We start from the raw sequence: 14,498 nt of genomic DNA, 5'->3' as shown, positions 1-14,498 counted from the left end.
TCTGATTCACCTAACGATCAACGCTCAGCCCCCTGGCCCCTTCGGGCGTGTTCCGGTCGCCTCCCGAATGCCGATCGTCGGTGAATGACGCTACCCCGGCGAGTTCGGTCCGGTTGGCGACGCCCAGCTTGGCGTAGATATGGGCGAGGTGGGTCTTGACGGTGCTGCGGCTCATGAAGAGTCGTGCTCCGATCTGCGGGTTGTTGAGGCCGGCGGCGGCCAGCCGTGCCACGCTCAGCTCGGTCGGGGTGAGGCTGCCCCAGCCGGCGGCCGGCCGGTCCCGGGCACCACGGCTACGGCGGACGTAGGCGACCGCGTCGTCGAGGGACAGCTCGGCGCCCGCCGCCCACGCCGCCGCGAACTGTTCGCCAAGCCCCTGCCTGAGCCGGGCGAGCAGCTCGTCGTACTCGCGCCGTTCGGCCACGTGCCGGGGATATCCCAGGGCCGCGCGTGCCGTGGTGCTCGCGGCCAGCGTCCGCACCGCGTTCGGCGGGGCCAGCCACGCGGCGATCGCGTCCAGGCTGTCCATCCAGAACGCGCGCAGTCCGTGGGCGACCCGAATGGCCAGCGCCTCGTGGTGCAGGCCGGGGTCGCCGGTGAGATGGGCTTGTTGCTGGAGCACGTCCGCGAGGACGCGCGGCATGCCGAGTTCGCGTGCGATGGCCGCCGCCCGGTCGAGCTCGCCCCGGGCGTCCTCGTACCGTCCGGCGCGCCGCAGGGCCTCCCCGTAGCCGGCGTGCGCCTGCGCCGCGAGGTAGGTCGGCGCGACGTGCTCGGCCTGGCGCACATCGTGCTCGAACCAGCGCAGCGCCCCGTCGAGATCGCCGCCGGCCACCAGCACCCGTGCCAGTGCCAGCCCCACGCCGGGCACGAACACGGCCGCTTCGGCGTTGTCCATGAGCAGCAGCAGGGGCCGCATCACCGCCAGCGCCGCGCTCACGTCTCCGGACGCGGTGTGCGCCGCGGCCAGGGCACCGCGTGCCATGCCGACGCGCAGGTAGTCGCCGAGTGGTTCGGCGAGTTCGAGCGACTGCTCGGCCAGGCGGCGGGCCTCGGCCGGCCGGCCGCTCGCGAGCGCTCCGCTCGACAGGTACGCCAGCGTGGTCGACGCTATCCCGCGGTGACGGTGACGCAGGCCGTCGAGTGCCGTCTCCAGCAGCGGGCGGGCCTCCTCGTGCCGGTCCTGCAACTGTCTGATCATGCCCTGCAGCGCCAGCTGGGCATGCCTGAACAACTGGTCGCCCGCGAGGTCGGCGGAGCGGATCCCCTCGACGGTCAGGGCCCAGGCGGCGGCGAAGTCGGTGTAGAACCGGCCGACCGCGGCCAGCGAAAGGCACTGGCCGCGCAGGCTCTCGTCCCCGTGCGCGGTGGCCAGCTCCAGCGCCTGCCGTGCCACGTCGTACTCCATGTCCAGCGGGCTCGTGGTGTCCGCGACCAGCGCCAACCCGGTGAGCAGCCGCGCCTGCAGCAGCGATCGGTCCGCCGGCACGCGGTCGATGGCGCGCCGCAGGAAGGCGATGCCCTCGTGCCCGTGCCGGTGCAGATGCCACAACCACGACAGCTCGGCGGCGAGGCGGCGTCCCCTGTCGGGATCGGTGGCGGCCAGCCCCCACTCCAGGGCGGCGCGCAGGTTGTCGTACTCGCCCTCGAGCCGGGCGCGCCAGGCGTCGAGGTCGGCGGCCCGCTCGGGCCCGCCGGCGGCGAAGTCGAGGAAGTGGCCGAGGTGTCGGTCGCGGACGAGGTGCTCCTGCCCCGCTTCACGCAACCGGTCGGCGGCGTAGTCGCGAATGGTCTCCAGCAGCAGGAAGCGGGACACGCCGCCGCGGGTCTCCGCGACGACGAGCGACTTGTCCACCAGCCGGCCGATGCTGCCGAGCACGTCGTCGCGAGCCACCACTCCGCCCGAACAGACCGTACGTGCGGCGTCCAGGTCGAACCCGGAAGGGAACACCGCCAGGCGGCGGAACACCGTCCGGTCCAGCTCGTCGAGCAGGTCGTGGCTCCAGGCGATGGACGCCGCCAGGGTCTGCTGGCGCGCGGCGACACCGCGGGGACTGCGGACGAGCAGGCCGAACCGGTCGTCCAAGCCGTGCTCGATCTGTTGCGGGGTGAGCGAGCCCAGCCACGCGGCCGCGAGCTCGATGGCCAGCGGGATGCCGTCGAGCCTGGAGCACATCACCCGTGCGGCGGCCTCGCCCGCCCGGTCCAGGCCGAACTGCTGCCGGACCTGGCGGCCCCGTTCGACGAACAGCTCCAACGCCTCGTCCGGGGCCAGCGACGGCACCCGCCAGACCACCTCGCCCGGCACGGCCAGCGGCTCGCGGCTGGTGATGAGCACCGACAGCTCCGGGCACGCTGACAGCAGCGCGCCGGTCAGCTCGGCGGCGCCGTCGATGACGTGCTCGCAGTTGTCCAGGCAGAGCAGCGCGCGGCGGCCGCGCAACTGCGCCGTCATCGATCGTACGGGGCCCTGGACGGGTTCGACGAGCACGCCGAGCCTCGCCGCGACCAGCTCGGCGAGCCGCGCCTGGTCGCTGACGGCCGCCAGTTCGACCCACCAGACACCGTCCGGCCGGCGTGCGACCTCGGTGGCGGCGATCTCCGCCGCGAGCCGGGTCTTGCCGACACCGCCGGTGCCGGTCAGCGTCACCAGCCGCCCGGTGTCCAGCAGCGCGCGCACCGCCGCCAGCTCGGACCGCCTGCCTACGAAGGTGGCGAGCTGGACGGGCAGGTCAGGAGGGGTCGCGGGGGTCATGGCAGGGCTCAGTCTGCCATCGAAGCGTTGGCATCGGCCACCGGAGTGTCCTGGCCTCGGCCACCTGGCCGATGTTCTGCTCGGCCGCCGGAGGCAGGCTTGGCGCGAACGGCCGAACTCGACGACCAGGGAGCGACACGATGGGATCCGTCATCGCCAGCATGTCGATGTCCCTCGACGGCTTCGTCGCGGGCCCGAACGACGAGGTGGACCACCTGTTCGCCTGGTACGACACGGGCCGGCCCGGAGCCGAGGTGTTCCCGCCCGGCGCGCTGGGGTCGCTGGTCTGCGGCCGCAGGCTGTTCGAGCTGACCAACGCGTGGGGCGGCAGACACCCGATGGGCGCGCACGTCTTCGTCGTCACCCACAGCGTGCCGGACGCCTGGCCGCGTGAGGACACACCGTTCACCTTCGTCACCGACGGTGTGGCCAGCGCGGTACGGCAGGCCAAGGCTCTCGCCGGGAGCCGCGACATCGCCATCGCCACCCCCACCATCACCCGACAGTGTCTCGACCTCGGACTGGTCGACCTGCTCGCGGTGGACCTCGTGCCCGTCCTGCTGGGAAAGGGCATCCCGTTCTTCGCCGGGCTCGCCGAGGCGCCGGTCGAGCTGGGCACCCCGACGGTCATCGAGGGCAAGGGCGTCACGCACCTGCGCTACCCGCTCCACCACTGATACAGCCACAACCCGAAAGGAGACAGCATGTCGGATATATCTGCATACCGCGATCGGATGCTCGGCCCGCTGGTGGTATCCGCGGACAACCCGCGCTACTTCACCGTACGTTCGGACAACCGGGCGGTGTACCTCACCGGCTCGCACATCTGGAACAACTTCCACGACGGCATGGGGCCCGGCGCGACCGCACCGGCCGAGCCCGAGAAGCTGGACTACAGCGCCTACCTGGATTTCCTCGCCGCTCGCGGGCACAACCTCATCCGGCTGTGGCGCTGGGAACAGTTCCAGTCGCAGGCCGCCGGCGGCGCGTACCACCTGAACATGAGCCCGCAGCCATGGCCGCGCACGGGACAGGGCGCGGCCAAGGACGGCGATGCGAGGTTCGACCTGTCCCAGTTCGACCCGGCCTATTTCCAGCGGCTGCGCGAGCGGGTCACCGCGGCCGGCGAGCGCGGCATGTACGTGGCCGTGATGCTGTTCGACGGCTGGGCGCTGCACCTCAGCCCGGCGCCGGACAACGTCGAGGGCCATCCCTTCCACGCCGGCAACAACGTCAACGGCATCGCCATCACCTCGATCCTCGACCACCAGGTCCTGCCGCTCGACCCCGCCGTGCGGGCGTTGCAGGAGGCCTACCTTCGGCAGGTCGTCGACACTCTGCACGACCTGCCCAACGTCCTGTACGAGGTCTCCAACGAGTCATGCGGAGGTGGCGCCGTCACCCCGGAGCTGGCCGACGCGCTCGGCGTACCGCTGGAGACCGAGTGGGGTGACTCGACGAGCTGGCAGTACTGGGTGATCGAGTTCGTCCGGCAGTACCAGCGGCAGCAGGGATACGACCCGCGCCCGATCGGCATGACCATGCAGTTCCCGGTGGCCGACCAGACGCTGGTCAACACGCCCCTGTTCGACGGACCCGCCGACTGGATCTCGCCCGGCTACGACGACGAGATCTACCGCGAGGGCGGTCACCCGTCCGCCCCGGGCGGCTCACCGTCGCGATGGCTGGACGACCCGCCACCCGCCGACGGCCGGAAGGTCCTGCTCAGCGACACCGACCACTTCGCCCCCGGCCAGGGCGACGCCCTCTGGGTATGGAAGGCGTTCCTGCGCGGCCACAACCCGATCTTGATGGACTACGGCCTCATCGACGGTGTCCCGTCGTCACCCGACGCCTTCGAACCGGCCCGCCAGGCCATGGGCGACACCCGGCGCTACGCCGAGAGGATCGACCTCATCCGCATGACCCCGCGCGGCGACCTCAGCTCCACCGGCTACGCGCTCGCACACCCCGGCAAGGAGTACCTCATCCTGCAGCCGGCCGGAACCGTCGAGGTTTTCACTGCCGAGCTGCCGGCCGGCAGCTACACAGCCGGCTGGTACGCCATCGACGAGCGGACCTCCCTGGCCGGCGACGAGGTCACGGTGCCGGGCAACGGCCTGGTGAAGTTCACCGTACCGTCCACGATCCACGGCCCGGCCGTGCTGCATCTGGCGGCCACCACCGGCCGGGCGCGGTGAGCGGCCTGTAGGAGCTGGTTCTCCGGCTGCTCGCCGACAGCCGCTACAGCGGCGACGACCTCGCGCCGTCCGGCCCTCTGCTGGTCTACCGCGCCGACGTACGACGGCATTTCATCCTGATCCGGGGCGGGGATTCGCGCTTCGACAACGTCACCGACGCACGACTGCGCGTCACGCGCCCTCAGGGAGCAGCCCACCGTGCAGGTTCCAAGGAGCACACATGACCCGCGTCATCGCTGACATCTCGCTCTCCCTCGACGGCTTCGTCACCGGCCCCGATCCCGATCCGGACAACGGCCTGGGCGTCGGCGGTGAAGCCCTGCACACCTGGGCGTTCTCCGACGACCCCGACGACCGCCGGATCCTGCGCGAGGCGACCGCCCGCTCCGGCGCCGTCATCCTCGGCCGGCGTCTCTTCGACGTGATCGACGGGCCGAAAGGCTGGAACGACGACTCCGGCTACGGCGCTCGCGAGGTCGGCAAGCCCGCGTTCGTCGTCGTGACGAACTCGCCACCGCCGTCGGTACGGCTCACCGACCTCGACTGGACGTTCATCACCACCGGCCTGCCCGACGCCGTCGCCGCCGCCCGCGAACGCGCCGATGCGGCATCGGCACAGAGTGGCCAGGACCTCGACGTCGTCCTGATGGGCGGCGGCGCCACCATCGGCTCGGCCATCGACGCCGGGCTGGTCGACGCGCTGACCCTGCACCTCGCGCCCGTCGTACTGGGCGCCGGGACTCCGCTGTTCACCGCCGCGGCGCCGCGCACGCTGGTGCAGCGGAGCGTGACCTCCACATCGACCGCGACGCACCTGACCTACGACATCCCCTGACGACGTCGTTGCGCGCTGTAACGCCGCCTCGCCTGCTCGGACACGCGTGCGCGCACACGTCGGAACGGCCGCTCTATGGGTGGCGCAAGCCGTCCTGGCCGTCCAGCTCGGCTCGGCCGGAATCCTCAAGGTCACGAGCGATCCGGCGATGGTGGAGATGTTCACCACGATCGGGGCCGGGCAGTGGCTCCGCTACACCGTGGGCGTCCTGGAGATCGCCGCCGCGATCGGCCTCCTGGTACCCAGGCTGTGCGGGCCTGCCGCCCTCGGCGTGACCGCCCTGATGACCGGCGCGGCCCTCACCAACATCTTCGTCATCGCTGCCCCACCATGGCTGCCCATCGGCTTGCTCATCGTGAGCGCGATGATCGCCTGGGCACGCCGTACCGCCGGGCTCCAGGTGGACGGCGTGGCGCAGTGCCGTCCCGCCGTCGCGCACGCGCTCGCCGTCGGCCGGCCGGGCCTGCCAGAACCTCTCCGTACGGTCGACCCAGCCGACCACGGCGGCCCTGGACCTGGCTGTGGAGCAGGGGCCGGCGGTGGCGCTGGTGGCCGGGGAGGCCGGGATCGCGTCGAAGGGGGCCCTACCGCCAGATCGCCCGGTGGTTCCCCGAACCCGGCGAGGCAGGGGATGCGCAAGGCGGCAAGCACCGGCTGTACGAGGAGGTCCTGACGCTGGCCGAGCGAGTGGCCGCGGATCAGCCGGGCCGGCGTGGTAGGGCGGGTAGGACTTGAAGGTGACGTGCCTCTGCTTGCCAGCAGAAGCGCATCTCACCACGACCTGCGGGCGGTCCCCGCTGACGGCCAGGACATCGTCAGAAGCGGGCGAGATCCTCGACGTATCTGAGCATTTCCAGCGCGACGACCCATACGATCACGACCACCGAGAACGCCAGAACCTGGACCTGGAACTTCCTGCCGACCATTCCCCTCCGGGAGAACAAGCAGGAGCAGGCGAAGAGCAGAGCGGCGAAGGGTGGCAGAACGAGCGTCGCCTTCAAAAGATCGACGTACCACCCATCAGCACAAGTGCCACCGCCGCATAACCCGGACAGCACGACCTCGCTCCAGCCGAAGAGGATGAGCAGGAGCATCATGCAAGAACCCGCCCCGGCCACGGCGATCCGCACACGGTGCTGCCGCCACCTGATCGAGAGCCGGTGACTGGAAGTGCTCTTTGCTGTCATTCGTCGCCTCCGACGTACTGCGTTGATCAGACCGCGCTCGCTGCGGCGGCTGGTGCGCGGCGCGTGGCGCCAAGAAAGGGACCCAACATGAGGCTCATGAATAGCTGAACTCGAATTCCCAGGTGGTCACCCCGGAACCGCCGGACACGGGGGCGCCGTCCGACATCACCTCAACGACCGCATCGACGGTGCCGTGCGAGAACTCCTTCGTCAGCTCCGGAATCTGGCCGAACGGATCAATTTCCTCGAAAGGCTCACCAAATCGCCAGCCTTCCCGGTGCATCATCGCCAGCGCATCCCGCACGTGCTGGACACCCGCCACTGTTACGACCACGCTGGCGCTCGGTGAGGGAGTCAGGTCAGGGTCCGGTTCGAACTCGCAGTTGTCCGCACGGTCGATGGCTGTGACCGAGTCCGCGGGGAACAACCGGGCCAGCAACGGGGTCACGTCCTGCGCCAGCAAAGGATGCTGCTGCGCTACGCGTATCTTGCACATTGTCAGATCCACCGCCGCGTACCCGTAGGCCGGGGTGAAGAACAGCGCCGCGACCGCTAAGACCGCGACCGCTATTTTGATCATCCTCACCGGCCTCAGCATGCCACCCCCGTCCCCGGCCTCGCCATCCAGTCGGGTCGCAACTATGTCCCGCGTCGATCCGTTACCGCTTCTGCAGACTCGACCGCGACCGCGGGTCCCTGAGCGGCGCCGGTGCGGACCTGCCACCACACGTGCCGTTGGCCGTCACCGCTGCCCGACTGGACGGCTACCGCGCCGCCATCGAAGCGACCGGCCTGAGCTGGGCGGACGTCCCGGACGCCGCCTACCTCGGCTGGGACGTCTCCCCACCCCCGTGAAGCCGACGGTTGACGACAACCTCCACACACCGGGGACCTGCGAACTATCACTTTCCCGATGGAGTCGGTGAGAGGGGCACGTGCTGACCGGTGGTCCGCCATGTGAGGGGACGGCCTTGTACCCGTTCTGTACGCCCGGTGGGAACCGTGAGGGGCCCAACGGATAAAGACGGTCGTGACAACCACCTCAGAACGGGAGCTCGTCTTGACGGATCCCCCACCTCCCGACGACCACCGGCCATCGGGACGCGGCCAGGCGGGGTTGGCGGATTGCCAGGACGATTCCGCCATCATCGCGGAATCCCTGGACGCACCGGAGTGCTTCGCGGCGCTCTTCGACCGGCACGCCGCCGTGCTGCACCGCTACGCCGTGCGGCGCCTTGGGCCCGAACATGCCGAGGACGTGGTGGCCGAGGCGTTCACCAGGGCTTTCGAGACGCGCCACCGGTACGAGTTCGGCCGTACGGAGGCGTTGCCGTGGCTGTACGGCATCGCCACGAACGTCATCGGCCTGCACCGGCGTGCCGAAGTGCGCGGTTACCGGGCCATGGCCCGTACGGGCGAGGATCCCGTGGTCGCGGCGTTCGACGAGCGGGTGGCCGCCCGGGTCTCCGCGTCGGCCACCCGGCAGCGCCTGGCCGCCGCGCTGGCGAAGCTCGGCCGCGGTGAGCGCGACGTGCTGCTGCTGATCGCCTGGGGCGATCTGACGTACGAGGAGACGGCCCAAGCGCTGCGGGTGCCCATCGGCACGGTCCGATCACGCCTGTCACGCGCCCGCCGCAAGGTCGCGCACGCTCTGGGCGGCGCCAATCCGGCTGAGACGAGAGAAGAAGACCATGAACGACCTTGAGCTGATCAAGCAGCTGCGCTCGGAGGTGGCGCAAACCGACCCGGACGCCCTGGCCGGCGCGCGGGGGCGGCTGCTGGCCGCCATGTCCGGTACGGCGGCTCCTCGGCGGCGGCGGCGTCCGCTGACCGTAGGTGTCGGTGGGGTTGCCGCTGCCGTGCTCGCGGCGGCCGCCGCCGTCGTGATCGTCACGGGTCAGGCCGCCGCGCCCGTCAAGCCACCGCCCTCCGCCGGTGACGTCCTGCCCCTGACCTCTGCCAAGAACATCCTGCTCGTGGCCGCCACCAGCGCGGAGCACGCGCCACAAGGATCCGGAACCTACTGGCACATCAGACAGGAGAGCGAGAACGGCCGGCTGCGGGGTGAGAGCTGGACCACGCGCGACGGGCGGCGGTGGAGCAGGGGCATGGCGGGCCGCGGCGAGGGCGTGGTGAAGGAGCCCTCCGCGTCGTTCTGGCTCGGCCCCGGGAACGGCGAAGTCAGCTTCCAGGACCTGCAGAGGCTGCCGACCGACCCCGAGACGTTGAAGCAGCGGGTCGCCGAGACGCAGAAGGAGACGGTCGGCGAGCTGGACATCGCCTTCCTTCCGCTGGTCTCGCTGATCGCGGAGTTGCCCGCGCCCGCGCAGGTGCGTGCCGCGGCGTTCCGGGCGCTGGCCTCGCTGCCGGATGTTCGGCGCCTGGGGGCGACCGACGGCGGGCAGGAGCTGCTGATCCCGGACGGCACGTGGGAGATCAAGCTGGTCGTCGATCCCGAGACGTCCCGGGTGATCCGCACCAATCTGCTTCCCACCAGTGACGGGGGGCTGGCCGGCGCGAACAGCGGGTTCATCAAGCTGACCACCGGTTGGACGGACGAGCTTCCCCGGTAAGGGCCCTTTTCCTTTCGTACGTGAGGTAGATCATGATTTTAGGCAAGTCGCTTCTGGCCGCCTGGCTGGCGGGGACGATCGGTGTCGCACCCGCCCAGGTTCCGTCTCAGCAGGTGAACGGGGTGACCCTGATCACCGGTGACCGGGTGGTGGTCGCCGGTCAGGGGCATCGGATCGAGCCGGGGCCCGGCAGGCAGGTCGGCTTCTCCAGTCAGGTGCGCGGGGGCCACCTGTACGTGATCCCGTCGGACGCCGCGCCGTTGCTCGCCCAGGGCGTGCTGGACCGGCGGTTGTTCGACGTCACCCAGCTTTTGGCCTGGGGGTACGGCGACGCCGACACCCCCGACATCCCCGTCATCGAACAGGGCATCACCACGTCACTGGGTTCGGCGCAGGTGCGGCGGCTGTCCAGTCTGGGCATGAACGCGGCACGGGTGTCCAAGGCGAACACCGCGCGGACCTGGCGGACTCTCACCGGAGCCCGCACCCTGGTCGCGGGCCGTAGCAAGTTGTGGCTGGACGGCCGCAGGAGCTTCTCGCTGGATGAGAGCGTCAAGCAGATCGGCGCGCCGCAGGCGTGGCAGCAGGGTTTCACGGGCAAGGGCGTCACGGTCGCGGTCCTCGACTCCGGCTACGACCCCGACCATCCAGACCTGAAGGGCGCGGTCACGCATGAGGGGAAATTCAGCAATGAACCGGATATGCGCGACAACGTCGGCCACGGCACCCACGTCGCCTCGATCGTGGCCGGTAGAGGCGAGAAGTACCGGGGCGTGGCCCCGGAGGCGAGCCTGGCCATCGGAAAGGTGGGCGAAGGCAATGGCCTGACCGAGTCCGAAGGCATTGCCGGCATGGAGTGGGCCGCCATCGAGGTGAAGGCCAAGATCGTCAGCATGAGCTGGGGCGGTCCTGACGGCCCGGAGCTGGATCCGCTGGAGCAGGCGGTCAACACCCTGTCAGAACAGACCGGCACACTGTTCGTCGCGGCCGCGGGAAACGACGGCATCGAGGCCAGTGTGCTCAGTCCCGGTAGCGCCGAGGCGGCACTCACTGTGGGCGCGGTGGACAAGCAGGGCCGGATGGCCCACTTCTCCAGCCAGGGGCCGCGCGTGAGCGACCACGCGATCAAACCCGACGTGACCGCGCCCGGGGTCGACATCATGGCCGCCGCAGTCGGGGGCGGCTACCGATCGATGAGCGGTACTTCGATGGCCACCCCGCACGTGGCAGGAGCGGCGGCGATCCTGGCTCAGCGCCACCCGGACTGGACGGGCGCGCAGCTCAAGTCCGCGCTGATCGGCGGCGCCGCCCCGGTCCAGGACGCGACGCTCTATCAGCAGGGCGCCGGGACGATCGACCTGGTACGCGCGCTGCGGCAGCAGGTCGTCCCCAAGCAGGCCAACGTGTGGGCGGCCTTCCCCTGGAACGGCACCGGCGGCCGGACCGCGACCAGAACGATCACCTACGCCAACGCCGCCGACACCCCGGTCACCCTCGGCCTGTCGGCGGACAGCGAGGTGCTGAAACTGCCGTCCGACCACGTCACGGTCCCGGCCAAGGGGGAGGCATCGGTCACGCTCACCATCGACGCGGACGGTAAGGCCCCAGGCGACTACCCGGGAACGGTCACCGCCAGGTCAGGCGAGACGGTGATCCGCACGCTGGCCGGCGCGTACGTGGAGCCGGAGTCCTATGACGTCACCGTCACCGTCGTCGGCAGGCAGGGCCTGCCGGTCGACCCCCGGGAGGGCGAGATCTACGACGCCGAGACCGGCGCCGTCCACGCGCTGTCCTTCCAGAACGGGACGGCCACAGTACGACTGCCCGAAGGCGACTGGAACCTGTACACCAGCATCAGAGAGAAGATCGACGGGCAGCCTGTGCTGACGATCGCCGACTCCCCGCTGAAGGTTGACGGCAGCGACCAGCGGCTCACCGTGGACACTCGTCAGGGCAAGCCGACGAAAACCACCATCGACGATCCGAGCGCCCAACTCCAGCGCGTCTCCTCCCTCGGGCTGGACCACGGCGCGTGGGGCGTCTGGAGCCGGATGTTCGGCCTTGACGCCAACTCCCAGGTCTTCGTCATCCCCGCCGCGTCACCAGGTCTGACCTACACTCTGGCGACCACGTGGCTCAGCAAGGACCTCTCACCCAGCCCGTACGTCTACACCCTGGTCGACCGGCGCAGCGGCGGCCTCCCGGACGACCCCACCTACCACGCCAGACGGAAGGAACTGGCCAAGGTCACCGCGACCTACCGAGCCTCCGGAGCGGCTGCCACGGGCTCACCCCAGGTCAGCCTGCGCGTCGGCGATTCAATGGTTGAGTTCCCGGTCTCGTCGGTAGGCGACATCGCGCTGCCCGGCACGCTCATCCACTATCGGACTCCGGGTCTGGTCTTCTCCAGCGAGCTCCAGGTCGGCACCGCGCTGACCTCTGACGGCGGCAAGCTCATGAAACGCGGTCACACCAGCGAAGTCTGGAACGCCGCCGTCACCGGGCCCTCGTTCCTGCTGCCGGCCGGCCACCGCACCGGCGACAGCCTGGCCTTCGCCGCGACGGCGATGTTCGCCGACGGGCAGCCGGGCAGGACCGGCTCGGACACCGCCGCCACCGGCACCGCCACCCTCGCCGAGGACGGCAGGGTGCTGGCCACCGCCGGCCTCGCCGACTGCGACGTCCACGAACCGCAGAGCTGCGAGCTGCGCGCCGACCTGCCCGCCGGATCCGGCGCCTACACGCTGACCACGTCGATGCGCCGGCAGGCCACGCTCTCCACGGAGGTGAAATCGGTCTGGACGTTCCCGTCCACGACCACCGCCGAGCGACAGCCGCTGCCCCTGATGGCCGTCCGCTACAGCCCCGAGGGCCTGGACGACTCCAACCGCGCCGAGCTGGGCAGTACGACCCGCGTGCCCGTGTGGGTCGAGCGCAACCCCGGCGCCACGAAGGCGGAGACGAAATCGATCCGGCTGGAGATGTCCGCCGACGACGGCGCCACCTGGCGTCCCGTCCCGGTCACCCGCACCGGCTCCGGCTGGACCGCCCTGCTGACGAACCCCCGTACGGCCGGATTCATCTCCCTCCGCGCGGCAGTCACCGACACCGCCGGCAACCAGGTGACCCAGACGATCACCCGCGCCTACGCCGTCGGCTGATCCGCAACGGTGAGGGCGTCCCAAGGCGCCCTCACCGTTGCGGCACGGCCTATTTCGCCGTGCTCGAACGGCAACTCGGCGCCGATGCCAGGGTGAGGTTCGCGCAAAATCCGGGGGAGATCCTCAAGCAGGAAGGGCTTGATCCAGCGCACGAGAGGGCGTCCACGGCCACCTCACCCAGCTCGGTCACCGCTTCGCGGGGGAGTACGAGCCGGCCGTAGAAGCCGCGGTACTCCGGCTCGAGGCGGGCGGACATCATCGCCTTGACCTGGTTGACCGTCCTCGGTGCCGTTTGACAGGAACCTCGAGCGCGTGCCACCGAAGTCCGGGCGATCCCGGGACGGCCCATCACGCACCGGCGGCTCGATTACAGACGAAGCAGAACTCGTTGCCTTCCGGGTCGGCCATGACCTGGAAGGAGCCTTGATCGTCAGTGACGGTCTCGCCGATCCGCGTGGCGCCCAGCCGCAGCGCGTGGCTGGTGGCCGACTCGATCGTGTCGACCTCGATGTCCAGGTGCAGCCGGTTCTTCGCGGCTTTGTCCTCGGCAACCGGCTGGAACGCCAGCCGTACGCCTCCCGGTGGTTCGACATGGGACCAGCCACGGGCGCGATCCACCGGCTCACCGCCGAGGAGGGTGGCCCAGAAGCGCACCAGGCTCTGCGGATCCCGGCAATCCACCACGATCTGGTTCAGGCGCGCGTGCATGATGGCCAGAGTAGCGATCACTCACACTTCGGTGGTACGCGCTCAAGTCCCGTGACATGGGAGACCGGGTGTCCCTGGCCTGCGGCCCGTCGTGTTGATCCGCACGGTTTCGGCTGAAGGTTATTCAGGTCCTGTTGTCGGTGAACCGGGTGCGCGCGGCCGGCGGGTCCGCTCAGGTCAGGTCCCGGTCCTCCGAACAGCTCGGTGCCGGGCTCGAAGCGGACGCCTTCGGCGAGCGGGCCTGCGATGACGGGGTCGAAGCCGAGCGCGTCGACGAACTGGGCGACGGCGGTGATGTCGGCGGCGTCATCGCCCGCGATGGCGAGCGCCTTGCGTCCGGGTGTTGCGGCTGGGCAGGCTTCGTCCTCGAGGTCGTGGAAGCCCATGTGGTTGAACGCCTTGACCACGCGGGCTTCGCGCAGGAAGGACTGCACGAGCTCGCTGGAGGAGGTGCGCGGGTCGGTGAGGTCGTCGCGGATGCCGTCGGTCTCCCACCAGTAGTTCATGGCGTCGATGACGAGCTTGCCGCGCAGCGCGTCGGCGGGGATGGTGCGGTGCTTGCCGAGTGGGAGGGCGAGGACGACGATGTCGGCCTGCTCGGCCGCCTCGGTGTCGGTCGTGGCGGTCGCGCCGGGCATGACGACCTCGATGATGAGCGCGATCTTCGCCGGGTCGCCGGAGCCGGCCACGAGCACCCGGTAGCCCGCGGCGACGGCGAGCCGGGCGAGCACGGTGCCGACCTTGCCGGCGCCCAGGATCGCGATGGTGGTGTCCATGTCGTCTCGGCGAGGATGTCGCGGACCATGGGGATGACTTTGGCGCCGTGGAGATTCGACGGCCCGCAGGCGGGCGCTCATCGGCTGTGAGCCGCTGGTGTAGACGAGATCGAACCGGCCGGCGTCGAGCGTGCGGACGGTGCGGGCGATCTTGCGGGCGACGGTTTCCGGGGAGCCGACGTACAGCGAGCCGTGCTCGAGATCGGCGTCGTACTCCTCCCGGCGCAGCGGTGGCGAGCCGCTCGGTGGCGCGGCGGTGCCCCGCGAGCCCCGCATCCTCGGCTGCGGGGCTCGGTCATCCC

The 14,498-nt window shown here is 70.4% G+C and carries 12 protein-coding genes; 7 read left to right on the top strand and 5 right to left on the bottom strand.

Going from position 1 to position 14,498, the window contains the following annotated elements:
* Nucleotides 1-10: 10 nt before the first annotated feature.
* Nucleotides 11-2,755, bottom strand: a complete 2,745-nt coding sequence (locus tag HD596_RS64370; RefSeq protein ID WP_185076327.1) for a helix-turn-helix transcriptional regulator — start codon at nucleotides 2,753-2,755, stop codon at nucleotides 11-13.
* Between the two features lie 140 nt (nucleotides 2,756-2,895).
* Here HD596_RS64370 and HD596_RS49970 point away from each other — a divergent pair, with 140 nt between their 5' ends.
* The 4 genes from HD596_RS49970 to HD596_RS49955 all read left to right on the top strand — a co-directional run bounded on the left by HD596_RS49970 (nucleotide 2,896) and on the right by HD596_RS49955 (nucleotide 6,464).
* Complete coding sequence (locus HD596_RS49970) at nucleotides 2,896-3,432, top strand: dihydrofolate reductase family protein (protein ID WP_185076326.1); 537 nt, start codon at nucleotides 2,896-2,898, stop codon at nucleotides 3,430-3,432.
* A gap of 27 nt (nucleotides 3,433-3,459) precedes the next feature.
* Nucleotides 3,460-4,956 (top strand): hypothetical protein, encoded by a 1,497-nt coding sequence (locus HD596_RS49965; protein WP_185076325.1) that lies wholly within the window; start codon nucleotides 3,460-3,462, stop codon nucleotides 4,954-4,956.
* Between the two features lie 220 nt (nucleotides 4,957-5,176).
* Entirely contained in the window at nucleotides 5,177-5,791 is a 615-nt protein-coding gene (locus HD596_RS49960) for a dihydrofolate reductase family protein (RefSeq protein ID WP_185076324.1), read from the top strand.
* Between the two features lie 79 nt (nucleotides 5,792-5,870).
* Nucleotides 5,871-6,464: a DoxX family protein gene (locus HD596_RS49955; RefSeq protein WP_221519968.1), complete on the top strand. Its 594-nt coding sequence runs from the start codon at nucleotides 5,871-5,873 to the stop codon at nucleotides 6,462-6,464.
* Nucleotides 6,465-6,606: 142 nt separating this feature from the next.
* Here HD596_RS49955 and HD596_RS49950 read toward each other — a convergent pair whose 3' ends face one another.
* Together HD596_RS49950 and HD596_RS49945 are read right to left on the bottom strand one after the other, a co-directional pair.
* Nucleotides 6,607-6,888 carry a hypothetical protein gene (locus tag HD596_RS49950; RefSeq protein WP_185076322.1) on the bottom strand — a complete coding sequence of 94 codons (282 nt, stop codon included), beginning with the start codon at nucleotides 6,886-6,888 and terminating at the stop codon, nucleotides 6,607-6,609.
* Between the two features lie 184 nt (nucleotides 6,889-7,072).
* Nucleotides 7,073-7,564: a hypothetical protein gene (locus tag HD596_RS49945; protein WP_185076321.1), complete on the bottom strand. Its 492-nt coding sequence runs from the start codon at nucleotides 7,562-7,564 to the stop codon at nucleotides 7,073-7,075.
* Nucleotides 7,565-8,008: 444 nt separating this feature from the next.
* On the opposite strand from HD596_RS49945, the gene HD596_RS49940 reads away from it, so the two are divergent.
* From HD596_RS49940 to HD596_RS49930, 3 genes are read left to right on the top strand one after another with little or no spacing between them, the layout of a single operon-like run.
* The gene (locus HD596_RS49940; protein ID WP_313046610.1) at nucleotides 8,009-8,683 is read left to right on the top strand and encodes an RNA polymerase sigma factor; all 675 of its coding nucleotides are present in this window, start codon (nucleotides 8,009-8,011) and stop codon (nucleotides 8,681-8,683) included.
* Nucleotides 8,670-9,551, top strand: a complete 882-nt coding sequence (locus tag HD596_RS49935) for a CU044_5270 family protein (RefSeq protein ID WP_185076320.1) — start codon at nucleotides 8,670-8,672, stop codon at nucleotides 9,549-9,551. Before HD596_RS49940 ends, HD596_RS49935 begins: the two co-directional genes overlap by 14 nt.
* Before the next feature lie 32 nt (nucleotides 9,552-9,583).
* Entirely contained in the window at nucleotides 9,584-12,712 is a 3,129-nt protein-coding gene (locus tag HD596_RS49930) for a S8 family peptidase (protein WP_185076319.1), read from the top strand.
* Nucleotides 12,713-13,060: 348 nt separating this feature from the next.
* On the opposite strand, the gene HD596_RS49925 is transcribed toward HD596_RS49930, so the two are convergent.
* Entirely contained in the window at nucleotides 13,061-13,420 is a 360-nt protein-coding gene (locus tag HD596_RS49925) for a VOC family protein (RefSeq protein ID WP_185076318.1), read from the bottom strand.
* A 17-nt stretch (nucleotides 13,421-13,437) separates the two neighbouring features.
* Nucleotides 13,438-14,472 (bottom strand): NADPH-dependent F420 reductase, encoded by a 1,035-nt coding sequence (locus HD596_RS49920; protein ID WP_221519967.1) that lies wholly within the window; start codon nucleotides 14,470-14,472, stop codon nucleotides 13,438-13,440.
* Nucleotides 14,473-14,498 lie beyond the last annotated feature (26 nt).

The sequence above is a fragment of the Nonomuraea jabiensis genome (assembly GCF_014204795.1).
Classification (GTDB): Bacteria; Actinomycetota; Actinomycetes; order Streptosporangiales; family Streptosporangiaceae; genus Nonomuraea; species Nonomuraea jabiensis.
The sequence above is the reverse complement of the archived record's forward strand: the minus strand, read 5'-3'. Positions and strand labels throughout refer to the sequence as shown.

What these genes read in the sequence shown, in the direction of transcription:
- HD596_RS64370 (WP_185076327.1), bottom strand. Translation starts at nt 2,755, where the DNA reads ATGACCCCCGCGACCCCTCCTGACCTGCCCGTCCAGCTCGCCACCTTC.
- HD596_RS49970 (WP_185076326.1), top strand. Translation starts at nt 2,896, where the DNA reads ATGGGATCCGTCATCGCCAGCATGTCGATGTCCCTCGACGGCTTCGTC.
- HD596_RS49965 (WP_185076325.1), top strand. Translation starts at nt 3,460, where the DNA reads ATGTCGGATATATCTGCATACCGCGATCGGATGCTCGGCCCGCTGGTG.
- HD596_RS49960 (WP_185076324.1), top strand. Translation starts at nt 5,177, where the DNA reads ATGACCCGCGTCATCGCTGACATCTCGCTCTCCCTCGACGGCTTCGTC.
- HD596_RS49950 (WP_185076322.1), bottom strand. Translation starts at nt 6,888, where the DNA reads ATGATGCTCCTGCTCATCCTCTTCGGCTGGAGCGAGGTCGTGCTGTCC.
- HD596_RS49935 (WP_185076320.1), top strand. Translation starts at nt 8,670, where the DNA reads ATGAACGACCTTGAGCTGATCAAGCAGCTGCGCTCGGAGGTGGCGCAA.
- HD596_RS49930 (WP_185076319.1), top strand. Translation starts at nt 9,584, where the DNA reads ATGATTTTAGGCAAGTCGCTTCTGGCCGCCTGGCTGGCGGGGACGATC.
- HD596_RS49925 (WP_185076318.1), bottom strand. Translation starts at nt 13,420, where the DNA reads ATGCACGCGCGCCTGAACCAGATCGTGGTGGATTGCCGGGATCCGCAG.
- HD596_RS49920 (WP_221519967.1), bottom strand. Translation starts at nt 14,472, where the DNA reads ATGCGGGGCTCGCGGGGCACCGCCGCGCCACCGAGCGGCTCGCCACCG.